Below are 21,591 nucleotides of genomic sequence, written 5' to 3' on the forward strand. Positions count from 1 at the left end.
GCGGTGGGGCGGGCGTAGGGGCTCGTTGCCTCGTTCAGCCCCCGACCCCGGCCCCGGCCCCGGCCCCGACCCCGACCCCGGCCCCGGCCCCGACCCCGACCCCCGGCCCCGACCCCGACCCCGGCCCCGGCCCCGACCCCCGGCCCACAGCGGCCTGGCCTGCCGCCGACCGCCGTCACTGCCGGTAGAAGATCCGGTCCCCGTACTCCTCGAACACCCGCTCGTTCCACGCCAGACCGCCGTCCACGTTCCCCGACCGCAGCAGTGGCGGCTCGATTCCCCGTTCCGCCAGCGCGCCCGCCGCCGTCGCCATCACGGCCTGGAGCAGTGCCGAGGTCACGACCGTGGAGGCCGGGGCGAAGGGGGCCGGGACGGTGTCCAGGGAGAGTTCCGCGTCGCCCGGGGTGATCTTGGAGTCGAGGACGATGTCGCAGTGGTCCTTGAGGAAGGTGCCGGAGCTGTGGCGGGGCTTCGTCTCCGTCGTGTAGGCGACCGACGTGACGCCGATGACCTTCACGCCCAGGGAGCGCGCGGTCAGGGCCATCTCCACGGGGAGGGCGTTGCGGCCGGAGAGGGAGATGATCACGAGGGTGTCGCCCGCGCGGAGGGGGGAGCAGTGCAGGACGGCGCTCGCGAGGCCGTCGACGCGTTCCAGGGCGGAGCCCAGGGTCGCCGGCATGACGTCGACGCCCACGACCCCGGGCACGGTCAGCAGGTTCATCAGGGCGAGTCCGCCGGCCCGGTAGACGAGGTCCTGGGCGGCGAGCGAGGAGTGTCCGGCGCCGAAGGCGAAGAGGCGGCCGCCTGAGGCGACGGTGTCGGCGAGGAGCTCACCGGCCGCCGTGACGGACTCGGCCTCCTCGTCGCGGACGCGTTGCAGCAGCCCGATCGCGGCGTCGAAGAACTGTCCGGACAGCGTGCCGTCACCGCTCGCGGAGCCCGTCTCGCCCATGCGTCGCCCAACCCTTCGTCGCTGTGTCGCGGATCACCGTGCGGTCTGGACCAGTGGGATGTCAATACGGCCGCGCGGCTGCTCGTAACCGCCTGGTTTCACCGGCGCGGCACGCTTGTCAGTGGCATCCGGCAGAATTGAGGCCAGGGCCAGCGCACACACCGGGAAGCTGTCGTGCTTCCGGGAGATCTCATCAAGGGGCACGTATGTCCGGACTGATCGACACCACGGAGATGTATCTCCGCACCATCCTCGAGCTGGAGGAGGAAGGTGTGGTCCCCATGCGTGCCCGGATCGCCGAGCGGCTCGACCAGAGCGGGCCGACCGTCAGCCAGACCGTGGCGCGGATGGAGCGCGACGGGCTGGTGTCGGTCGCCAGTGACCGGCACCTGGAGCTGACGGACGAGGGCCGGCGGCTGGCCACCCGGGTGATGCGCAAGCACCGGCTCGCGGAGTGTCTGCTCGTCGACGTGATCGGCCTGGAGTGGGAGCAGGTCCACGCGGAGGCGTGTCGCTGGGAGCACGTGATGAGCGAGGCGGTGGAGCGCCGGGTGCTGGAGCTGCTGCGCCACCCCACCGAGTCGCCGTACGGCAATCCGATCCCCGGTCTGGAGGAGCTGGGCGAGAAGGACGGCCCGCATCCGTTCCTGGACGAGGGCATGGTGTCGCTGGCCGAGCTGGACCCGGGTCTCGACGGCAAGACGGTGGTCGTACGCCGTATCGGCGAGCCGATCCAGACGGACGCGCAGCTGATGTACACGCTGCGTCGGGCGGGGGTGCAGCCCGGTTCGGTGGTGAGCGTGACCGAGTCGGCGGGCGGGGTGCTGGTGGGCAGCGGCGGTGAGGCCGCCGAGCTGGAGTCGGACGTCGCCTCGCACGTGTTCGTCGCCAAGCGCTGAGGACAGGACGCCGGAGGCTCAAGTGCCGGGGGCTGTGGGGCGGTTGTGGCTTTGCCGGGTCTCGTGCCCGGGCTCGTCCCGGGGCTCGTCGATCCGAGATTCTGTGCGCGGAATCGCAGCGCTTCGACGCTCGTCGTGCGAGGCTGTCGCGTGAGGCATATGACCTGAGGGGGGGGGCGGGCGGATGTGCCGTGGACGTGAGGGTGGCCCCGGCGCCTTTCGGTGCCGGGGCCGGTCCTCCCCTGTGCTGACCCGGAGCCCCGAGCTCCCAGGGTCATTCCCCTCGGACCGATGTCCCCGAGCGGTCCGCCTCCCGTTGAAGATCTCCCCTCGGCGGCGGCGATCATTCCTTGAGCGGGGTCACTCGAACGAGGGGTGTTGTAGCCCGAGGAGCCATTTTCGAATGCGTATTCGATAATCTGGGAGTGACGGGACGCGCGGGACGTGCGCTGCAGGGATGTAGGGCAGACGCAGAGCAGGGATATACGGCAGGAAACGGCAGGCAGGACAGGCGCGGCAGTCAGGACACGGTTCACAGGGCGGCCCGGGCGGGAGCGGGTGGTCCGGGCGGAGCTAGGGGGGTGCCAATGGCACGGCGCATCGACGTGACCGGGGCGGGCGGCGTACGTCTTGCGGCCTGGGAGTTCGGAGACCCTCCCAAGACCGACCCGGCGGATCCGGCAGAGCTCGCGGATCCGGCGCGGGAGGCCTCGCAGGTCCCGGAGAAACGATCACCCGGGGTGCTGTTACTCCACGGTCTGATGGGCCGTGCCTCGCACTGGGCGTCCACCGCCCGCTGGCTCTCCGAGCGCTACCGGGCCGTCGCGCTCGACCAGCGCGGTCACGGCCAGAGCGACAAGCCCCCTAGGGCCGCCTTCACCCGTGACGCCTACGTCGAGGACGCCGAGGCCGCCCTCGAACAGCTCGCCCTCGCCCCCGTCGTCCTCATCGGCCATGCCATGGGCGCCCTGACCGCCTGGCAGCTCGCCGCCCGCCGGCCCGACCTGGTCCGCGGAGTGATCATCTGCGACATGCGGGCCTCCGCCCTCGGCGCCGCCTCGCAACGGGAGTGGGGCGAGTGGTTCAAGTCCTGGCCCGTCCCCTTCGCCACGCTGGCCGACGTACGCAAGTGGTTCGGCGAGGACGATCCCTGGGTGGAGCGGCCCAACCCGGCGCGCGGCGAGTTCTACGCCGAGGTGATGGCCGAGTCCCCCGACGGCTGGCGCCCGGTCTTCGAGCCCGAGCAGATGCTGTCGTCCCGCGAGACCTGGGTCTACGACGCCCACTGGGAGGAACTGACCCAGGTCAGGTGCCCCGCCCTGGTCGTCCGCGGCCTCGACGGTGAGCTGGGCCGCGCCGAGGCCCAGGAGATGGTCCGCGTCCTGCCCCGCGGCGAGTACGCCGAGGTGGCCGATGCCGGCCACCTCGTCCACTACGACCAGCCGGAGGCCTGGCGGGCGGCCATAGAGCCCTTCCTGGAGGGTCTGGAGAGCGCCGAGACCAGCGACTGAGGGCGTCATCTTCGGCCGCCGGGCGTATCCGGTGCCCGACGAGTCAGCCCTTGCTGACCGCCTGGAGGATCTCCGGCAGCCGGCGTGCCGTTCGTGGGGCCGCCAGGTGCAGGCCGGCCAGTGTGATCGCGGTGCCGTACACCGCGCCGACCGGGAGCAGGACCCAGTTCCACTCGTCGCCGTTCGCGCTGAGGCCGGCCCAGATGGTCAGGGCGATCACGGGGGCGCACAGCAGGGCGGCCGAGACCATCCCGCCGACGACCGCGGCGGCGGCGAGGCCGGACTGTCCCGGGGCCACGTTCTTGTAGCCCTCCTGTGGAATGGAGTACGGGAAGCGCGCCGAGGTCCACGCTCCGGTGGCCAGCATCGCCCCGAGCAGCGCGAAGGACACACCGAGTACCTCGGGCAGCTTCGGCCAGTCGCCGATCAGCGCGGTCGTCAGGACCGTGACGAGCGTGGCGTACGGCAAGGTGATCACCAGCAGGGCCAGCGCACGCGCGCGTAGTTCGACGTAGGCGTCGCGTGTGGAGGAGATCGTCATCGCGACCATCCAGAACGCGGAGGTGTCCTGCCCGAACTGGTTGTACATCTGCACGCCGAGCATGCCCGCGGCGAAGCACGCGAAATAGATGGACCCCGTGCCCTGCAGCGCGTTGAACACCGGCACGATCAGCCCGATGGCCAGCGAGGTCACCCACGCGGCCTTGGTCTTGGGGTCGCGCCACACATAGCGCAGGCTGCGTTCCATGACGGTGCCGGTGCGGCCGGCAGGGAGCAGCCGGGCGAGTCCCGTCGAGTTGCGCTCCCGCGCGGCGCCCGCGGCGGAGGGGAGCGTGGAGCCGTCAGGGGAGGTCATCAGCCGGGTCAGGTGGCGGGACCAGAGGGCGAGCAGGCCCGCCAACGCGGCTGCGGAGAGGGCGAGTTGCAGTACCGCGACCCCGTACGAGCCCTCGCTCGCCGAGTCGACGGCCCCGATCGCCGACGCGGGCGGCACCCACTTCAACACCTCCGTCGGACCGTCCAGTTGGCCGAGACCGCCCGAACCGAGACGCTGCGCGCCGAAGTTCACGACCTGCGCGCCGACGGCGATGACGAGTCCGCTCAGCACCGCCAGATCGCGGCCCTTGCGGCTGGTCAGCAGCCGGATGTTGGCCACGGCCACGGCCCGCGCGAGCGCCACGCAGACCAGCAGCGCGAGCACGACACCGAGTACGGAGAGTACGTACGCCGTCGTGCCGTGGGCGACCGAGACGACGGAACCGACGAGCAGGCAGAGGGTGAACACCGGCCCTATGCCGATCAGTGAGGCCACCAGGAGCGCCCGCACCAGGGGCCGGGGGCGCAGCGGCAGCATCACCAGGCGGGTGGGGTCGAGGGTCTCGTCGCCGCCGGGGAAGAACAGCGGCATCACGGCCCAGCCGACGGCCAGTACGGCGACCAGCGGGACGACGACGGATCCGGCGTGCTCGTTGCCGCGCAGGGCGATGAGACCGAGCAGTTGAAGGACGGAGAAGAGGAGTACGGCGACGGCGGAGGCGATGTAGGCGGCGCGCCGCCCGCCGGACTGCCGCAGCCCGTTCCTGAGCAGTGACAGCTTCAGCCGTACGACGACCGGGGTGATGTCCGCGGTCATCGGTCCCCGCCGCCCAGCCAGTCGAGGTTCGCTCCGGCGTCCTGGCCCTGGGCGCCCACGAGTTCGAGGAAGGCGCGCTGCAGGGAAGGTGCGGTGCCGCGGACCTCGTCGAGCGGCCCGTGGGCGCGGATGCGGCCGGCGGCCATGACGGCCACCCAGTCGCACAGGGACTCCACGAGCTCCATCACATGCGAGGAGAAGACGACGGTGGCGCCGGAGGCGGTGTACCGCTCCAGCACGCCCCGGATGATCTGTGCGGAGACGGGGTCGACGCCCTCGAACGGCTCGTCGAGGAAGAGCACTTCGGGGTTGTGGAGCAGGGCGGCCGCGAGCCCGATCTTCTTCCGCATCCCGGTCGAGTAGTCGACGACCAGCTTGTGCTGGGCCCCCGCGAGATCGAGCACGTCGAGGAGCTGAGCGGCCCGCCGGTCGACCTCGGTCCCGGGCAGCCCCCGCAACCGGCCCGAGTAGGCGAGCAGTTCGCGCCCCGACAACCGTTCGAACAGCCGCAGGCCCTCGGGCAGGACGCCGATCCGCGCCTTCACGGCCACCGGGTCCCGCCACACGTCGTGCCCGACGACGGAGACGGTCCCCTCATCGGGCCGCAGCAGCCCGGTCACCATGGAGAGAGTGGTGGTCTTCCCGGCCCCGTTCGGGCCGACAAGACCGATGAACTTCCCCGCGGGGAGTTCCAGGTCGATCCCGGCAACGGCCACTTGCTGCCCGAACCGCTTCCAGAGCCCACGCACACTCACAGCCGACGTCATGAACGCCAACCTTAAGGGCGCACGTCACCGATCCCGGCCGCACGCGTAGGCGAGCGGAGAGATCAGCTCCTCGGCGTCCGGCAGCCAGCGGTTGGCGGGCGTCGGACGGCAGGCCCACTGCACGGCACCGGACGACCCGTACCGAGTGGGGGGAGCCGCCACGTACGCCCCCTCGCCCAGCGCGACCAGGTCGAGCGAGGACGGAGTCCAGCCGAGCTTGCGCACCAGGTCCGGCAGCTTCACCGACGCCCCCGGCAACACGAAGAACTGCATCCGGCGATCCGGCGTCAAGGTCACAGGGCCCAGCGTCAACTCCATGCGCTCCATGCGCGCGAGGGCGAGGAACCCGGCCGTCTCGGTGACGGAGATGGCGTCGAACGTCCGCCCGGTCGGCAACAGGATGGACGCGGTCGGCTGCTTCTGCCACATCCGGCGCGCGACCGTCGCACTGCCGGTGGCCTGCGTCGCCCAGTCCTCCCGGGAGGGGTGCGCGCCGGGTGCGGCGCACGCGGGGTCACCGCAGGAGCACCGCTGCACCCCGTCGACGGGTTCCAGCCAGGTGCCGGGGAAGACGTCCCAGTGGCGCTCCTCGGCGTAGCGTACGGCTGTCTCCAGCAGCGATTCCCCGCGCTGCTTCGGAATCTGAGCGGCTTCGGTACCCGCGATCGTCTCTTCCACGCAGAACACAACTCCCGCACCCACCTCGGGTTACGGCCGTGCCGCGCGCGGGGGCAGCGCATCGATTCCGCATCCGGGGCGCATGGGTGCATGTGTGGGGGCGCAGAGGAGGAACCTCGGCGTGAGCTGGGTAACCAGGTGTGGGGTCGGCACGAGTCTTCACCCCGGCAATCTGCGCAAGCCTCGCATTTTCGACACATCGGCGGGGCATTGATCTTCACGGCCGGAACTTTTCGGTGGAAGACACGTCAACTCGGTGCGTGGGCAGGCACCGCAGCCACAGGGGGTACGCCATGGCCGCAAGGCCTCTCGTCGCGCGGCAGCCGAACGAACGGCTGCAGGCGCTCATCCAGGAGGCGGGGTGCTCGAACGCCGGGCTCGCCCGCCGGGTCAACATGTGCGGCGCCGAGCACGGCCTCGACCTGCGCTACGACAAGACGTCCGTGGCCCGTTGGCTGCGCGGACAGCAGCCGCGGGGGCGGGCGCCCGCGATCATCGCGGAGGCCCTCGGGCGCAAACTCGGCCGCACGGTCACGATCGACGAGATCGGCATGGCCAACGGCAAGAACCTCGCCTCCGGGGTCGGGCTCCAGTTCTCGCCGACGGTACTGGGCGCCATCGAGCAGGTGTGTGAGCTGTGGCGCAGTGACGTGGGCCGCCGGGACTTCCTGTCCGGCTCCTCGGTCGCCGCGTCCGCGCTGGTCGAGCCGAGCCGTGACTGGCTGATCTCCTCGCCCGACCCGCAGGTGGCACGCCAGGCGGGCCCGCGCGTGGGGCAGTCCGACGTGGCGGCCGTGCGCGCGATGACCCAGGCACTCGTCGACCTCGACCACCAGTACGGCAGCGGGCATGTGCGCCCGGTCGTCGTGCACTACCTCAACAGCGTGGTCTCCGGGCTGCTCGCGGGGTCCTACCGGGAGGCGACCGGGCGTGAACTGTTCGCCGCCGTCGCGCGGTTGACCGAGCTCGCCGGGTACATGGCGATCGACACCGGGCAACCGGGCCTGGCCCAGCGGTACTACATCCAGGCGCTGCGGCTCGCGCAGGCGGCGGGTGACCGCGGATACGGCGGCTATGTGCTCGCCGCGTCCATGAGCCATCTCGCCGCGCAGCTCGGGAACCCCCGGGAGATCGCCCAGTTGGCGCGGGCGGCGCAGGAAGGGGCGCGGGGGCGGGTGACACCGCGGGCGGAGGCGATGTTTTACGCGGCGGAGGCCCGCGGGCACGCGCTCATGGGCGACGCGCGGGCCACCCAGGCGGCGTCCGGACGGGCCGTGCACGCGCTGGAGGCGGCGGACCCGTCCTCCGGTGACGACCCGGCGTGGATCGCGCACTTCGACGAGGCCTACCTCGCCGACGAGTTGGCCCACTGCCACCGTGACCTCGGCCAGGCCGACGCGGCGGCGCGGTGCGCGCAGGAGTCCCTGGACGGGCTCCCCGAGAACAAGGCGCGCCGGCGTGCCATCGGTCTGGTCCTGCTCGCCTCCGCGCAGGTGCAGCAGCGCGAGGTCGAGCAGGCCTGCAACACCGGCCTGAAAGCGGTGGAGTTGCTGGAGACGCTGCGCTCCAACCGGGGCGCGGAGTACCTCGACGACTTCCAGCAGCGCCTGGAACCGTTCCGGGACGAGGCCGTCGTCAGGGAGTTCGGGGCCCGCCTGGATCTTCAGGCGGCCGCGTAATTTGTTACTGCGGTCACAGGGGCGGTCACAGGGGCGCAGGTCACGTCCTGTGCTACGTGGCACCGGGCTCGGAGGACCCGGTAGCGTGAGCCGACGATTCCGAAGTTCCCCCATAAGTAGGAGTCCCGGTGACGCAGAGTGGACAGGGCGAGCAGCCCTCGGCGCGCGAAGCGCGCGAAGGCATCGTGCTGCCCTCCGACGGCGGGGAACCCCTGCTGCCGGGACAGACGGGTGGACACGGCGGCCCGCAGCCCGGCTACGGGCCTCCCCAACAGGGCGGTTACGGCGGCCCCCCGCAGGAGGGCGGCTACGGCAGCCCTCCGCAGCCCGGCCCGTCCGGACCGGCCGCCGATGCCTATGCCCAGCCGCCCGGCGGCCAGGCATGGGGCAACTCGTGGGGCCCCGGCCAGCAGCAGGGCCACCAGCAGGGCCAGGCGCCGCAGCAGGACCAGGCCCAGCAGCCGCAGGCCCAGGACTGGTCGCAGCCGCCCGCCCAGACCTGGACCCCCCAGCAGCCCGGCGGCATCCCGCCCCAGTCCCCGGCACAGCCGCAGTCCCAGCAGCAGCCCGCGCCGGGGTACGACACCGACGAGCCCACCTCCTACTACCTCCCGCCCGTCGGCCAGCCCCTCCCGTCGGCCCCCCAGTCCCAGCCGCTGCCCCCGCAGCAGGGCCAGGTCGCGCCCTACGAGGCCCCCGGCACCGGCGCACCGCAGCAGCAGGCCACGCCGGGCTACCACACCGACGAGCCGACGTCCTACTACCTGCCGCCCGCGGGGCAGCCCCTGCCGCCCGCCGACGAAGGCGCCACCCAGTTCATCCCGCCGGTCCCGGCGGCCCCCGCCTCCCCCGAGGGAGCCACCCAGTACCTCCCGCCCGTGCGCCCCGGCGCGCTGCCGCCCGAGGTGTCCGCCGAGGCGGCGCGGTTCCCGGGCCAGTACTCGCAGGCCCCGTACGGCACGCCCACCGGCCCCGACGCCGAGGCCACGCAGTTCATCGCACCCGTGCCCGGACAGGCCCCCGGCGCGTCCTACGGCGGGGACCGCCAGCCGCCCTCCGACTTCGACAACCTCTTCCGCGGCGGGCCGAGCGGTGACGGCGGGGCCGACGCCACGCAGCAGATGCCCCGCTTCGCCCAGCCCGAGGCCGCACCGCCCGCGTACGGGGCCCAGCAGCCGTCGTACGGGGCGCAACAGCCGTCGTACGGCGCCCAGCCTCCGTATGCCCCGCCGGGCGGTGAGCACTACGACGACGGTGACGGAGGCGGCCGCAAGCGCTCGCGGGTGCCGGTCATCGCCGCCGTGGGCATCGGGATCGTCGTCCTCGGCATCGGCGCGGGTGCGCTGCTCGCCGGGGGCGGGGGCGGGGGCGGTGACGGCGGCGACAAGAACCAGACCGTGTCGGCGACGGCCCCCGCGACCGACGGGTCCTCCGCGCCGGCCGCCGATCCGGCGAAGGCGCAGGCCGTCGAGCTGGACAAGCTGCTCGCCGACAGCGGCAACAGCCGTTCCTCGGTGATCAGCGCGGTGGCGAACGTGAAGTCCTGCAAGAACCTCGGCCAGGCGGCCACGGACCTGCGGGACGCCGCGTCCCAGCGCACCGGCCTGGTGACCCGCCTCAAGACACTCTCGGTCGACCAACTGCCGGGCCACGCCGAGCTGACCGACGCCCTCACCAAGGCCTGGCAGGCGTCCGCGTCCGCCGACAGCCACTACGCGGCCTGGGCCGACCAGGCCGCCGGGAAGAAGGGCTGCAAGAAGGGCCAGGCCCGCACCACGGGCCAGACCCAGGCCGGCAACCGGGACAGCGGCACCGCCAGCTCCGAGAAGGCCAAGGCGTCCCGGCTGTGGAACGCGATCGCCAAGAAGTACAGCCTGACCGAGCGCACGGCCACCCAGCTGTGAGCGGTCCGCGGGGGGGCGCGCCGACGCCCCCCCCCCCCGCGGGTCAGTCGACGTCCGCGTTGCGCAGGGTCCTCGTCACGTCGGTGAAACCCTCGCGCGCCGCCACGAGCTGGCCCCGGCGCACCACCTGGAACGTCACGTGGGCGTTCACCAGGCGCGGGAAGCCGACCGAGGCGAGGTCGTCGGTGGAGCTCCAGGTGGCCCGGGTGGCCCACCGCAGGGTGGGCGTCAGACCGCCGGTCGTGATCTTGAGGCCGTCGTTGAGGGCGCCGCGCACGCTGTCGGCGGACACCTCGCCGCCGCCCAGCGACTCGACGGCCTTCTCGAACACCGTGTAGGCGATCCAGGTGGTCTGCACCCCCGCGTCCGCGGAGTCGATGCGGTTGTCGCCGAAGGCCTCCGCGTTGATGACCTTCTTCATCGCGTCCCAGCGGGCGTCGCTCTCCACCGGGTACCAGCCGGTGATGTACGACCCCTCGTAGGGCCCCGACGCCCCGCCGGACGCGTCGATCACCGTCTGGTCGACGCTGCCCATCGCCATGGCGGTGCGCACGGCCGGGTAGTCCTCGCGGGCGCGCCGGAAGGAGTCCATGAAGGTGCTGGTGCGGTCGCCGAGCGCGGGCACCACACACCCCTGCCTCGCACCACGGGCCCGGGTATCGGTGGCCGCGCCGTCGAGCGCCTTCGTCGACTGCGCCGAGTACTCGGTGGCGTCGTCCGCCGCCCGCACGTCGCTCGCGACCCGGTGCCCGCCGGTGGTCAGCCCGGAGTCCAGCAGGATGGGCAGCTCGTCGCCCGCGATGGTGTCGGGCCGTACGAGGGTGACGTTGCCGCAGGCCGTGGCGAGTTCCTTGCCGAGGCCGGCCAGGAGGGTGGGCTGGCCGCCGTTGACGGGATACGACAGCGGGCTGGTGAACTCGTCGTTGGTGACGCCGTAGCCGCCGATGTAAGGGATGCCCGCGCCCTCGAGCGGCGGGAAGAAGGCGTCGCCGTACTGGCTGTAGGAGCCGACGACCGCGACGACGTTCTCCTTGACCGCGCGCCGGGCGCAGGTCGCCGCGGCCACGGCGTCGTTGTGCTCGTTGCAGGTCAGGACGGTGAGCTTACGGCCGTTGATGCCGCCCTTGGAGTTGATCCAGCGGGCGTAGGCCCGGGCGAAGGCGGGCATGCCGGGCTTGTTGGTCGCCTCGGTGCCCGACGGGGCCCAGGTCATCACCTTGATCGGGCCGTCCCCGGAACCCCCCGCGGTGCCGGGGACCACCCCGCAGCCGGCGGTGAGGGCCGCACACGTCATCAGTGCCCCCGCCGCGAGGAGGGTGGCTCTGACGGGCCGGTGGTGTCGGTGGCGCCGGTGGTTCCGGTGGGGGAAGGTGCTGCGGATGCGTCGACTGCCGGTCATGGGCACACACGCTTCCGCCACATCGCCAACTCGGATGTGACCCTCGGTCGACGAAAGGTGACGTAACGGTGAACAGCGAGGGCCTGTGAGGCGCGTATGGGGGAAGAACGTACGATCGGTGACCGTGCAAGGTTCGGAGAACTCTTCCCGTCGCGGCCGTCGCTCCTCCACCATGGGCGGCATGCCACAGAACGACATGCCGTGGTGGCGCTGGCGCAGCAATGTGCGCTCCGCGCTGCACATGCTCTCCGACCCCGCCTTCCAGCAGAACGTCTGGCTGGCCGGCGCCGAGGGGTACGGGGACGTCACCGACGCCGTGTACCGCCTCGTCGAGGACACCTGGCTGGACAACTGGTCCGCCGAGAAATACGTCGGCACGATCTTCCGGGACTCCCAGGAGGCGGCCCTCGTCGACACCGCCGTCCTGCGGGTGCTGCGGATCATGCACCAGGTCGGCCCGGACGCCCCCGTCTCCGTGTACATGGAGAACCCGGGCTGGCCGGACGCGGTGCGGGCGGCGCGGGACGCGCACGTGCGGATGGCGACGGCCGACGGGGACGATCCCGACGTGCCGCCGCGCACACTCCAGGTGCTGCAGATCATGACCCGGTCCGCGTGACGGACGCGGTGTCTGCGGCGCGTGCGGATATGCGACCCTGTCCTGCATGAACGAGCAGTCCGCCCCCGCCGATCAGTACGTCCTGACCCTGTCCTGCCCCGACAAGCCGGGCATCGTGCACGCCGTGTCGAGCTACCTCTTCATGACCGGCTGCAACATCGAGGACAGCCAGCAGTTCGGCGACCGTGACACGGGTCTGTTCTTCATGCGCGTCCACTTCGCGGCGGAGGCGCCGGTCACGGTGGACAAGCTGCGGGCGTCCTTCGCGGCGATCGGTGACTCCTTCCACATGGACTGGCAGATCAACCGGGTCGAGGACCGGATGCGGGTCGTCCTCATGGTCAGCAAGTTCGGGCACTGCCTGAACGACCTGCTGTTCCGCGCGCGCATAGGAGCTCTCCCGGTGGAGATCGCCGCCGTGGTCTCCAACCACACCGACTTCGCCGAGCTCGTGGGGTCGTACAACATTCCCTTCCAGCACATTCCGGTGACGCGGGAGAACAAGGCCGAGGCGGAGGCGCGGCTGCTTGAGCTGGTGCGCGAGCAGGGCGTCGAACTCGTCGTGCTCGCCCGGTACATGCAGGTCCTCTCCGACGACCTGTGCAAGCAGCTCAGCGGCCGGATCATCAACATCCACCACTCGTTCCTGCCGAGCTTCAAGGGCGCGAAGCCCTATCACCAGGCCCATGCGCGGGGGGTCAAGCTGATCGGGGCCACGGCGCACTATGTGACCGCGGACCTCGACGAAGGGCCGATCATCGAGCAGGAGGTCGAGCGGGTGGGGCACGACGTCACTCCGGACCAGTTGGTCGCGATCGGGCGGGACGTGGAGTGCCAGGCGCTGGCGCGGGCGGTCAAGTGGCATGCGGAGCGCAGGATTCTGCTGAACGGGCGGCGGACGGTCGTTTTCGCGTAGGGACTCGGAGGGTTCTGGGCGTCGGGCGGCTGCGGGTGGTCGGTGGTTGCTCGCGCGGTTCCTCGCGCCCCTTAGTTCACACAGAGCCACGACTCAAACGGTTTCCTCCTGATCAGCGGCGGATGATCGACGGCGGGTCAGGCGCAGGTCGGTCAGGGCGATGGTGACAGCAGAGGCGACCACGACGGCGTTGAGGCACAGCACGAGGCGTGGGCCCATGCCGGCCAGAGTGCCCGCCATTGCCGTGCCGGCCGAACCGGCGGCCATCTTCAGCCCGGCCATCGTCACGAACACCTGCGCTCGGGCGTTGGGCGGGGAGTACACCGACCGCACGGCCAAGGACGCGGTGAACAGGACCGCGTTCGTCGCTCCCGCCAGGGCGAAGGTCACCAGGGCGAGGACATAACCGGGCGCCAGCGCACAGAGGCCGACGGCCACGGCGTTCGCGGCGATCAGCCGTAGCACCCAGCGCTCCGGTTCCCCGGTGAGCGGGAACGCGCCGGTCAGCAGCGCTCCGCAGAGGTTGCCGACGCCATAGGCGGCGCCGAGGGCGGCGCCCGCGCCCGCCGAGCCCTGGAGGTTGCGGCCGAAGACCACAGCGATCACCATCACGCCGCCGGTGCTGACGGAGGTGATCATCGTGGCGATCATGACGCGTCGTAGCGGACCGCGCCGTACGATCACCGCGAGGGCGTCCCGTACGGGCATCGAGCGCTGCCTGGCCGCGGCCGTCCGGTGCTCCTTGGGCAGCGCGAACATCAGCAGGCCGCCCAGCACGCCGGTCGCGCCCAGCACGACGACCGCGGTCAGGCCCCCGGACAGGGCGGTGATCGCGGCGACCGCGGCCGGACCGAGGATGTTGCTGCTTCCGTAGGTCGCCGAGTCCCACCCCTCGGCCCGGCGCTGGGCACGGGTGTCCTCGCCGACGATCAGTGCGAGCCGGCTGCTGAGCCCTCCCGTCATCATCGGTTCGCTGGTACCGCCGACGATGACCAGCGAGGCAACCAGGACGACGGGCAGACGGCCCAGCGCCAGACCGGTCGCGGCGAGCATCAGCCCGAAGACGATGAACGCGGCCGCCAGCCGGATTCTCGGGTCGCGGGCCTCCTCCAACCAGCGCGCCATCCATGGCCCCGCGACGTTGGGCAGCGTGAGCAGGGCCGCCAGGAGCCCGCCGAGCGCGGCACCGCCGTGGCCGGGACGGGCCAGCGTCAGCGCGACGAGCGCGACGGGAGCGCCGCCGCTCGCCGAGCGTACGAGCGTCGCCGAGGTGAGGTACACGGCGAGCGAGAGGCCCCGCCGCTGACGTGACTCTCCCTGCGCGTTCTGTGGATCCGGCCTCTGCGTGCCGTCGGCCCCGTCGGCCCGTTCGGGCGCCTGCGGGGCTCCGGCCGGCTCCTGCTCCGTCGGTGCGGCGGTCGCGTCCGGTGTCCGAAGGGTGTCGGACGTCGTGTCGCCGTCGGCGCGCTTGCGGCGGTCGGGCACGTCTTCTCCGTTCGAAGAGGTCCGGCCGCAGTGTCCGGACGCAGTGCTGCTGTTCCCGTGCACCGCGTCGTCGTCCATGGGATCGGCGAACCGGGCGGCGTGGTCGGCGAGTCGGATGGCTCTGTGCGCTGGGCCGGGGTGGCAGTGAGGTCGTAGAGCGGCCTTTCTTCGCCGCGCGGCGGGGGATCGATGCGAACGGATGCGGGATGGCGTCGGACATGACAGGTGTTCCCACTGAGCGGGATGTATGTCCAGCGGACCGGGCGTCCACGAGTCCACCAGCGGCCGTGTCAGGACATCGGATGCAGTCGGTGCGCGTGACGTGGACCGATGCGCGAACGCGCGGGGAGCCGGATGTCCACTCTCAACCCTGCGAACCGGCGGCTTCGCCGTCGACGTCGTCTCCTGGCGGCAGCGGGAGCTCTACCGCCGCTTCGCCCAGGGAGAACCACTTCGGCGCTCCGACGGCGTCGCGCACACCGTTCGTGACGGCCAGCCCGTACTGACCCACATGTCCGCCGTGTTCACCTGCGTCGTCGAACGGTCCATCGAGGTGGGCGACCACACGCTCCCGGTGGGCAGCCCCATCAAGGCGACCCGAACTCGACTCCTACGCATGACGCCCCGGCGAGGCCGGTGCGGGGCGGCGGCCACGAGTCCAGGGGTGCGGGGCTGTGTCTCTTCGCGGCTCCGCCGCGCTGCCCACCGCTACATCCGGCTCAAGCTCGCCGCGGCGAACAGCACATCCCTGATCGCCTCCCGGTCACCCACCTGCCCCGCCGCAGCCTCCGCAGGAGACACGTGGCCCGCCGCCAGGCGGCAGAACTCCACGCCGTCCAGCGCCACGTGCGCCACCTCGTGCTCCGCCGAACCCACCGCCGCGGGGGAGTCGAGCGGGATCAGCCACTGGCCGCCGCCCAGCCCCTCGATCTCCAGGCGCAGGGTGCGGCCAGGGTCTCCGGCGCTCACCAGATGCCGTCCATGGGGCGGTGACGTCAGCCCCTTCTGCCGCCGCTGTGCCAGTACCGCGGGCAGCATCCGCGCGGCCAGGTCGATCATGCGGTTGAGGTGGCGGGGGGACGGGGGGTCGTAGGGGTAGTCGACCGCCTCCGCGATGTCCTCGGCGTGGACCCAGCACTCGAAGGCGCGGTCCAGCATCGCGTCGTGCAGGGGGAGCGCGAAGCCGCCGTAGGCCACCTCGAGCTTGCCGGCGGTGCCGCCGGTGAAGGACACCGTGCGGACGAGGTCGTGGCTCTGCTCGCGCCAGGGGGTGCGGACGGTGCGGGTCGGCGGGAAGTGCGACGCCCGCCAGTACGCCTCGGTGCGGCCCGACGGGGTGGGCGCGTCCGCGCGGGTCTCGCCCAGCGGGTCGTCCAGGCCGAGGGCGACCGCGACCAGGCCGTCGACCGACAGCAGGTGGGCTATGACCCCGGCGACCGTCGTACGGCGGCTCGTGGCCTCGTCGGCGTCGAACCAGCGCAGCCTGACCGGGGAGTGCCACTCGGAGTCGCCGAAGTCCTGCAGCAGGGCGTCGAGGCGGGCGGTCTCGGCGTCGTACGGCGTGGCCCACTCCGGGATCGGGATGCGGGGCGGGCGCCGGTCGAGGCAGCCTTCGAGGACGCGCGTGCGCAGGCCGGGGTCCAGGTCGAGGCTCTCCGGCCGCTGCAGCAGGCCCACCGCGCCGCGCAGCCGCAGCGCCTCGTCGGCGCAGGGGCCGCAGACGCCGAGGTGGTCCTCCACGGCGGCCGTCTCCTCCGCGGAACATGCGGCAAGCGCCCACGCCCCGAGCAGCGACGTCAGCACCCGGTGCTCCAGGACGAGGGGAGCGGGCGGGACCGGCTCGTCCAGCGCGGGCAGCGGCCGGCCGGTGTCCTCGACGGAGGCACGGGGCAGCGGTATACGGGCCGGCCGACCGGGATCGCCCCCGCCGGGACCTGCGGCATCGCCCGAGCCCCCGGCACCGGAGCCGGCTGTGCCGCCGGGGCCCGGAAAGGGCGCCCCGCTCACGCCACCGTCCGTCCCGCCCGTGCCGAGCTCGCCCGGCGGACCGGTGTCGTCGTCCGAGTCCCCGACGCCCCGGCCGTGCCCGAGGGCAACCGTGCCCTGGGTACCTCCGGTCTCCGGGGGCTCCGCGGTCCCGCTGCCGCCGGGTCCGGGGAGGGGTTGTCCGCTTGTGCCGTCCGTTCCACCTGTGCCGGGCGCGCTGGGCGGGCCGGTGTCGCCGCCCGAGTCCGCGACGCCCCGGCCGTGCCCGAGGGCAACCGTGCTCCTCGTCCTACCCTCGGTTTCCCGGGTGCCTTCGGCTTTTCGGGCGTTCCGGGTGTCCCCGGTCTCCGGAGTGTCCCCGGCACCCCAGGTGCCCTCCGTCCCTGCGGCGCCCGCGCCCTCCCGAGCGTCCCCGGGAACCCTGGCTCCCCCGGGCTCTCCGGTGCCCCCGACACCCCCCGCACCCTCGGCAACCACCCCCCGCCCCCCGTACCCGTCCTGCTCGTCCCGTGTCTCGTAGTCGTCGCTCATGCCGCGCCCCCGTATCCCGGCGGAGCCCCGGGCGCTCCGGTGTCGTGGGCCGTGGAGAGGAGTTGGAGGCCCAGGCGGAGGCGGCGGCGGGCCTCGTCCTCGGTGATGCTGAGGTCGGCGGCCGCCTGGCGGTAGTCGCGGCGCTGGAAGTAGGCCAGCTCCAGGGCGGCCCGCAGCGGGGTGGGCATGGACTGGACGATGTAGTCGGCGCGCGCGGCGACCGAGGCGTGCCGCACCCTGCGTTCCAGTTCCTCGGCGGAGCCCTCGCCGGCCCGGGTGAGCGCGGCGGTCTCGGTGGCGCGCAGCCGCTGCACGGCCAGGCGGTGGGTCAGGCCCGCGACCCAGGAGCGCAGCGGGCCCTGTTTGGGGTCGTAGGCCTCGGGGTGCTCCCACACATGGGCGAAGACGTCCCGGGTGATGCGGTCGGCCGCGCGTTCGTCTCCGAGCACACGGTGGGCGAGGCCGTGCACGAGTGAAGCGAAACGGTCGTAGAGCTCGCCGAGGGCGGCCGCCTCACCGCGTGCGAGCCGCTGCTGCATCTTGCGGTCCCAGCGGGGTGGTGCGTCCTTCTTCGCCATGCGGCCCCCTCACCCCTGGAAGTGTCCGGGTCAAGCCTGCGCCGACCATCTCCTCGAATGTAGTCGGCACCTCCGGCAGCGCACGCCCCTTTGTTCCAATGCGCGCCCCCCGAAGCGCTTCAGGTGGTAGTGGACCTTCAGAGGGCCTGGTGGACCTTCCCCTACCCCTTCACTCACTGGCCAGACCCGATCGAACAGGATCGAAGACGACTACAACAAGCCTCTTTCACAGGCTTTCCGTTTCTGGGTCCGTGTTTCAGGGAACGGCCGCTGGGCAGCCACGCTGCAAGGAAGCGTAGGAAAGGCTTCCGTTTGCTTTCCGGCGAATGAAGGGCATGGTGGTGGCGTTCAATGTGAACGGTGGCGAGCAGGGCGATTGGACCGTGCTCAGTGTGTCGGGCGAGCTGGACCTGGTGACCTCACCGGTGCTCCGCCAGCACGTCCACGACGTGGTGGCCGAGGGCCGCCACAGTCTCGTCCTCGACCTCTCCGAGGTCTACTTCTGCGATTCCAGCGGTGTCGGCGTCCTCATCGCCTCCCGCCGCCTGATCCATTCCTGCCGGGGTCAGCTGCGTCTGATCCTCCCGGCCCAGGGCGCAGCCGACGGCTCCCACGTCAACCGCGTCCTCGGCGCGCTGGGCGTCCGCCGCCTGTTCGAGGTCCACCCGGACCTGGACTCGGCGACCGACGAGGAGGCGGAACCACTGTCCGCCTGAGCCGTACACCTGTAAGCCCGGCTGTACGCACGGCCGCATGACCGCACGGCTGTTACCCGGGGCACCCCGACTGCCACACCCTTGTCCCGAAATTCTCCCAGTGTTGGCACAAGCGCCGCCTTCCGGCCCCCGGGGTGCCGCTCGCGTCGTACGCTCCGTGCGAGATGCACCCGATGTGATGTGAGGCGGCGCGAAGACAATGGTCAGCAGCGAGTACGAGCGCAGGATCGCCGACCGGTTCGCCACCTTCGACCAGGACGGCAACGGCTCCATCGACCGCGAGGACTTCAACGTGGCGGCCAAGGCGCTGCTCACCGAGTTCGGTACGGCGGCGCGCTCCGACAAGGGCCAGGCGCTGTATGTCGGCGCGGAGGCGTTCTGGCAGGGCATGGCCGGGATCGCCGACCGGGACGGCGACCAGCGGATCAGCCGCGACGAGTTCGTGAACGGCGCGCTCAAGCGGCTGCGCGACAACCCCGAGCGGTTCGCCGAGATCGCGCGCCCCTTCCTGCACGCGGCGCTCGCCGTCGCCGACCAGGACGGCGACGGACGTGCCACCGTCGAGGACACCGCGCGCGTGCTGAGGATCCTCGGGGTGAGCGAGGACCTCGCCCGGACGGCCGCGGCCACCCTGGACACCGACGGCGACGGCAAGGTCGGCGAGGCCGAGATCGTGCCCGCCTTCGCCCGCTACTTCACCGTCCCCGAATAGCGGTCCCCGAGTAGCGCTCGCGCAGCTTGTACTTGAGGACCTTGCGCAGGGTCTCGTTGCGCGGAAGGGCGTCCACCACCTCCAGCTGCTCCGGCAGTTTGTGCGTCGACAGCCCTTCCGCGCGCAGATAGTCCGTCACGGCGTCCAGGGTCAACTCCCCGGCACCCTCGGGCTGTTCCACCACGGCACACACGCGTTCCCCGCGCTCGGCGTCCGGCAGCCCGATCACCGCCACGTCCCCGACGGCCGGATGCGCGGCCAGCAGGTCCTCGATCTCCTTCGCCGAGATGTTCTCGCCCTTGCGGATGATCACGTCCTTGAGCCGTCCGGTGAGCACCAGATGGCCGGTGGCCGTGAGATGCCCGAGATCGCCCGTGCGCAGATAGCCCTCCTCGTCGAAGGCCTCCGCCGTCTGGGTCGGGTCGAGATAGCCCTGGCACACCGCCTCCCCCTTCAGCCGCACCTCCCCGTCCACGATCCGCACGGACATCCCCTCCGGTGGCCGCCCCTCGGTCGTCGCCAGGTTCTCCACCGTGTCGTCCGGATCGCCCATGGTGATCATCGGGACCTCGGTCATGCCGTACCCGTGGGTCAGCTGCACCCCCATCTCCCGTACGACGGCGTGGTAGACCTCCGGCGGCTTGGGCGCCCCGCCGCCGGCGAGCAGTCGCAGCGAGGGAATCACCGGGACATCGGGCCGCTTGCGCTGCTCGGTGAGGAACATCGAGTAGAACGCCGTCGAACCGCCCGCCACCGTCACCCCGTGCCTGCGGTAGCCCTCCAGCGCGTCCGGCAGCGCGAACTGCTCGAACAGCACCGCCGGGAAGCCGTACAGCAGCAGCATCACGGTGTAGTCGGGGCCCGCGATGTGCGCGTACGGGAAGGCCATCGACCCCACGTCGTCCGCCGTGAGGCGCAGTGCGTGCGCGAGGCAGGAGCCGCCCGCGATCAGCGAACGGTCCGTGTGCAGCACGCCCTTCGGGTCCGAAGTGGTGCCCGAGGTCCAGTAGATCCACCGGACGCGGGTGCCGTCGGCCGGCGGGGGCGGGAGCACGGCCGGATCGCCGTCCGGGAGGTCGTCGTACGCCTCGAAGATGCCCTTCGCGCCGAGCCGCCGGGCCATCTCCGTGTGGTCGAAGCCGCGCCAGACGCCCGGTACCGCGAAGAACTCCGCCTTCGACTCCCGCAGGGCGAAGCCGACCTCGCGGTCCCGGTAGAAGGGGATGACCGGCGACTGCACGGCGCCGAGGCGGGCCAGGGCGAAGGAGAGCAGCGCCGTCTCGATACGGGTGGGCAGCTGCCAGGCGACGACCGTGCCGGGACGCACGCCCAGGTCGTACAGGCCGGCCGCCACCCGCTCGGCGCGCGCACGCAGCTCGCCGAAGGTGAGCGTGCGGTCGTCCTGGAGGAGGACCGGGCGGTCGGGGGTCAGGTCGGCGCGGCGGGCGACCAGCTCCCAGAGGGTGCGGGACGCGCTGAGCGCGTGGGCGGTGTCGGTCACGGCGGCCCCCTCGTGAAACTGACCAGAACTGACGGATCGTCAGATCGTGGGCAGAGCGTAGGGCGGGACGCCTTGTCGGTCCAGGGGTGCGGGACCTAACCTTCCGGTGCGAGCGGTATCTGACGGGTTATCAGATATGGAGAGCCGCCATGGATCTCGCGTACACGCCGGAAGAGGAGCAGTTCCGGGCGCGGCTGCGGGAGTGGCTCGCCAAGGCGCTCCCCGCGCTGCCGCGGAAGCCGTCCCCGCAGGACTGGCCCGGACGCAGGGCGTACGACCTCGGCTGGCAGCGCATGCTCTACGACGCGGGGTACGCGCACGTGCACTGGGACGCGTCTCCCACCACGCGGCTGATCTTCCTGGAGGAGACGGAGACCGCGGGCGCGCCCTATGTCGGCGCCGGGTTCGTCGGGCTGCTCCACGCGGGACCGACGATCGCCGCCGAGGGCACGCCTGAGCAGCGGGAACGCTGGCTGCCGCCGATCCTGCGCGGCGAGGAGGTCTGGTGCCAGGGCTTCAGCGAACCGGACGCCGGCAGCGACCTCGCCTCGCTCCGCACCCGCGCGCGCAGGGACGGCGACGACTATGTGGTGAGCGGCTCCAAGATCTGGACCTCGCACGCCGAAGTCGCCGACTGGTGCGAGCTGTTGGTGCGCACGGATCCGGCGGCTCCGAAGCACCGGGGCATCACCTGGCTGGCGATGCCCATGTCCGCGCCGGGGGTCGTGGTCCGTCCCCTCCGCACCCTCGCCGGGTCCGCCGAGTTCGCCGAGGTGTTCCTCGACGAGGTGCGGGTGCCGGTGGCCAACCGGGTCGGCGAGGAGAACGACGGCTGGCGCGTGACCATGGTGACGCTGTCCTTCGAGCGCGGCACGGCCTTCGTGGGCGAGGTCGTCGCCTGCCGCCGGGTGCTGCGTTCACTGGCCGCGGAGGCTCGGGGCAACGGGCGTTGGGACGACCCGTCCGTGCGGCGGAGGCTGGGGCGGCTCAACGCGGAGTTCCGGGCGCTGTGGCGGCTCACGCAGTGGAACGTGAGCGAGGCGGAGGCGAGTGGGGGCGGGGTGCCGGGGGTCGGGGGTTCGGTGTTCAAGCTGCGGTACTCGCATGCGCGGCAGGAGTTGTACG

At 72.1% G+C, this 21,591-nt stretch carries 18 protein-coding genes and 1 pseudogene; 10 read left to right on the plus strand and 9 right to left on the minus strand.

All coding sequences use genetic code 11. The annotated features are described in order from the left end of the window. Window positions 1–175 precede the first annotated feature (175 nt). On the minus strand, window positions 176–952 hold the full coding sequence (locus tag ACFVYN_RS04300; RefSeq protein WP_389992270.1) for an SIS domain-containing protein: 777 nt from the start codon (window positions 950–952) through the stop codon (window positions 176–178). A 206-nt stretch (window positions 953–1,158) separates the two neighbouring features. Here ACFVYN_RS04300 and ACFVYN_RS04305 point away from each other — a divergent pair, with 206 nt between their 5' ends. Beyond that, on the plus strand, window positions 1,159–1,851 hold the full coding sequence (locus ACFVYN_RS04305) for a metal-dependent transcriptional regulator (protein ID WP_037709529.1): 693 nt from the start codon (window positions 1,159–1,161) through the stop codon (window positions 1,849–1,851). A gap of 587 nt (window positions 1,852–2,438) precedes the next feature. Further along, window positions 2,439–3,362 (plus strand): alpha/beta fold hydrolase, encoded by a 924-nt coding sequence (locus ACFVYN_RS04310; protein WP_389992273.1) that lies wholly within the window; start codon window positions 2,439–2,441, stop codon window positions 3,360–3,362. Window positions 3,363–3,405: 43 nt separating this feature from the next. Here the strand turns inward: ACFVYN_RS04310 and ACFVYN_RS04315 are convergent, their stop codons facing one another. From ACFVYN_RS04315 to ACFVYN_RS04325, 3 genes are read right to left on the minus strand one after another with little or no spacing between them, the layout of a single operon-like run. Further along, complete coding sequence (locus ACFVYN_RS04315) at window positions 3,406–4,995, minus strand: transporter (RefSeq protein WP_389992276.1); 1,590 nt, start codon at window positions 4,993–4,995, stop codon at window positions 3,406–3,408. Then, on the minus strand, window positions 4,992–5,762 hold the full coding sequence (locus ACFVYN_RS04320; RefSeq protein WP_389992278.1) for an ABC transporter ATP-binding protein: 771 nt from the start codon (window positions 5,760–5,762) through the stop codon (window positions 4,992–4,994). Before ACFVYN_RS04320 ends, ACFVYN_RS04315 begins: the two co-directional genes overlap by 4 nt. A gap of 24 nt (window positions 5,763–5,786) precedes the next feature. After that, window positions 5,787–6,449 carry a bifunctional DNA primase/polymerase gene (locus tag ACFVYN_RS04325; RefSeq protein WP_389992280.1) on the minus strand — a complete coding sequence of 221 codons (663 nt, stop codon included), beginning with the start codon at window positions 6,447–6,449 and terminating at the stop codon, window positions 5,787–5,789. 284 nt (window positions 6,450–6,733) lie between these two features. Here ACFVYN_RS04325 and ACFVYN_RS04330 point away from each other — a divergent pair, with 284 nt between their 5' ends. Together ACFVYN_RS04330 and ACFVYN_RS04335 are read left to right on the plus strand one after the other, a co-directional pair. Further along, complete coding sequence (locus tag ACFVYN_RS04330; protein ID WP_389992282.1) at window positions 6,734–8,119, plus strand: transcriptional regulator; 1,386 nt, start codon at window positions 6,734–6,736, stop codon at window positions 8,117–8,119. Between the two features lie 128 nt (window positions 8,120–8,247). After that, window positions 8,248–10,023: a hypothetical protein gene (locus tag ACFVYN_RS04335; protein ID WP_389992285.1), complete on the plus strand. Its 1,776-nt coding sequence runs from the start codon at window positions 8,248–8,250 to the stop codon at window positions 10,021–10,023. Window positions 10,024–10,066: 43 nt separating this feature from the next. Here the strand turns inward: ACFVYN_RS04335 and ACFVYN_RS04340 are convergent, their stop codons facing one another. After that, the gene (locus ACFVYN_RS04340) at window positions 10,067–11,422 is read right to left on the minus strand and encodes an ABC transporter substrate-binding protein (RefSeq protein WP_389992288.1); all 1,356 of its coding nucleotides are present in this window, start codon (window positions 11,420–11,422) and stop codon (window positions 10,067–10,069) included. 118 nt (window positions 11,423–11,540) lie between these two features. On the opposite strand from ACFVYN_RS04340, the gene ACFVYN_RS04345 reads away from it, so the two are divergent. Beyond that, the gene (locus ACFVYN_RS04345) at window positions 11,541–12,041 is read left to right on the plus strand and encodes a hypothetical protein (RefSeq protein ID WP_389992291.1); all 501 of its coding nucleotides are present in this window, start codon (window positions 11,541–11,543) and stop codon (window positions 12,039–12,041) included. 46 nt (window positions 12,042–12,087) lie between these two features. After that, entirely contained in the window at window positions 12,088–12,957 is an 870-nt protein-coding gene (purU, locus tag ACFVYN_RS04350; protein ID WP_389992293.1) for a formyltetrahydrofolate deformylase, read from the plus strand. A gap of 93 nt (window positions 12,958–13,050) precedes the next feature. Here purU and ACFVYN_RS04355 read toward each other — a convergent pair whose 3' ends face one another. Further along, entirely contained in the window at window positions 13,051–14,442 is a 1,392-nt protein-coding gene (locus ACFVYN_RS04355; RefSeq protein WP_389992295.1) for an MFS transporter, read from the minus strand. 247 nt (window positions 14,443–14,689) lie between these two features. Between ACFVYN_RS04355 and ACFVYN_RS04360 the strand changes: the two are divergent. Next, window positions 14,690–14,965: pseudogene (locus ACFVYN_RS04360) on the plus strand (hypothetical protein); the annotation flags it as partial. A 185-nt stretch (window positions 14,966–15,150) separates the two neighbouring features. Here ACFVYN_RS04360 and ACFVYN_RS04365 read toward each other — a convergent pair. Then, window positions 15,151–16,449: a zf-HC2 domain-containing protein gene (locus ACFVYN_RS04365; RefSeq protein ID WP_389992298.1), complete on the minus strand. Its 1,299-nt coding sequence runs from the start codon at window positions 16,447–16,449 to the stop codon at window positions 15,151–15,153. 506 nt (window positions 16,450–16,955) lie between these two features. Beyond that, a complete protein-coding gene (locus ACFVYN_RS04370) occupies window positions 16,956–17,537 on the minus strand; it encodes a sigma-70 family RNA polymerase sigma factor (RefSeq protein WP_389992301.1) in 582 nt (193 codons plus the stop codon). 335 nt (window positions 17,538–17,872) lie between these two features. On the opposite strand from ACFVYN_RS04370, the gene ACFVYN_RS04375 reads away from it, so the two are divergent. Continuing rightward, window positions 17,873–18,253, plus strand: a complete 381-nt coding sequence (locus ACFVYN_RS04375) for an STAS domain-containing protein (protein WP_389992831.1) — start codon at window positions 17,873–17,875, stop codon at window positions 18,251–18,253. Window positions 18,254–18,452: 199 nt separating this feature from the next. Continuing rightward, entirely contained in the window at window positions 18,453–18,965 is a 513-nt protein-coding gene (locus ACFVYN_RS04380; RefSeq protein ID WP_389992303.1) for an EF-hand domain-containing protein, read from the plus strand. Here ACFVYN_RS04380 and ACFVYN_RS04385 read toward each other — a convergent pair. Beyond that, window positions 18,949–20,466: a class I adenylate-forming enzyme family protein gene (locus ACFVYN_RS04385; protein ID WP_389992306.1), complete on the minus strand. Its 1,518-nt coding sequence runs from the start codon at window positions 20,464–20,466 to the stop codon at window positions 18,949–18,951. The genes ACFVYN_RS04380 and ACFVYN_RS04385 overlap by 17 nt on opposite strands. A 149-nt stretch (window positions 20,467–20,615) precedes the next feature. Here ACFVYN_RS04385 and ACFVYN_RS04390 point away from each other — a divergent pair. Continuing rightward, on the plus strand, window positions 20,616–21,591 hold a 976-nt coding region (locus ACFVYN_RS04390), incomplete at its 3' end, for an acyl-CoA dehydrogenase family protein (protein WP_389992309.1).

Source organism: Streptomyces sp. NPDC058307, assembly GCF_042880295.1.
GTDB lineage: Bacteria > Actinomycetota > Actinomycetes > Streptomycetales > Streptomycetaceae > Streptomyces.

Bases quoted from the DNA above. Each gene is read 5' to 3' on its own strand.
- ACFVYN_RS04310 (WP_389992273.1), top strand. From the start codon at position 2,439: ATGGCACGGCGCATCGACGTGACCGGGGCGGGCGGCGTACGTCTTGCG.
- ACFVYN_RS04380 (WP_389992303.1), top strand. From the start codon at position 18,453: ATGGTCAGCAGCGAGTACGAGCGCAGGATCGCCGACCGGTTCGCCACC.
- ACFVYN_RS04370 (WP_389992301.1), bottom strand. From the start codon at position 17,537: ATGGCGAAGAAGGACGCACCACCCCGCTGGGACCGCAAGATGCAGCAG.
- ACFVYN_RS04340 (WP_389992288.1), bottom strand. From the start codon at position 11,422: ATGACCGGCAGTCGACGCATCCGCAGCACCTTCCCCCACCGGAACCAC.
- ACFVYN_RS04300 (WP_389992270.1), bottom strand. From the start codon at position 952: ATGGGCGAGACGGGCTCCGCGAGCGGTGACGGCACGCTGTCCGGACAG.
- ACFVYN_RS04315 (WP_389992276.1), bottom strand. From the start codon at position 4,995: ATGACCGCGGACATCACCCCGGTCGTCGTACGGCTGAAGCTGTCACTG.
- ACFVYN_RS04330 (WP_389992282.1), top strand. From the start codon at position 6,734: ATGGCCGCAAGGCCTCTCGTCGCGCGGCAGCCGAACGAACGGCTGCAG.
- purU (WP_389992293.1), top strand. From the start codon at position 12,088: ATGAACGAGCAGTCCGCCCCCGCCGATCAGTACGTCCTGACCCTGTCC.
- ACFVYN_RS04305 (WP_037709529.1), top strand. From the start codon at position 1,159: ATGTCCGGACTGATCGACACCACGGAGATGTATCTCCGCACCATCCTC.
- ACFVYN_RS04320 (WP_389992278.1), bottom strand. From the start codon at position 5,762: ATGACGTCGGCTGTGAGTGTGCGTGGGCTCTGGAAGCGGTTCGGGCAG.
- ACFVYN_RS04375 (WP_389992831.1), top strand. From the start codon at position 17,873: ATGGTGGTGGCGTTCAATGTGAACGGTGGCGAGCAGGGCGATTGGACC.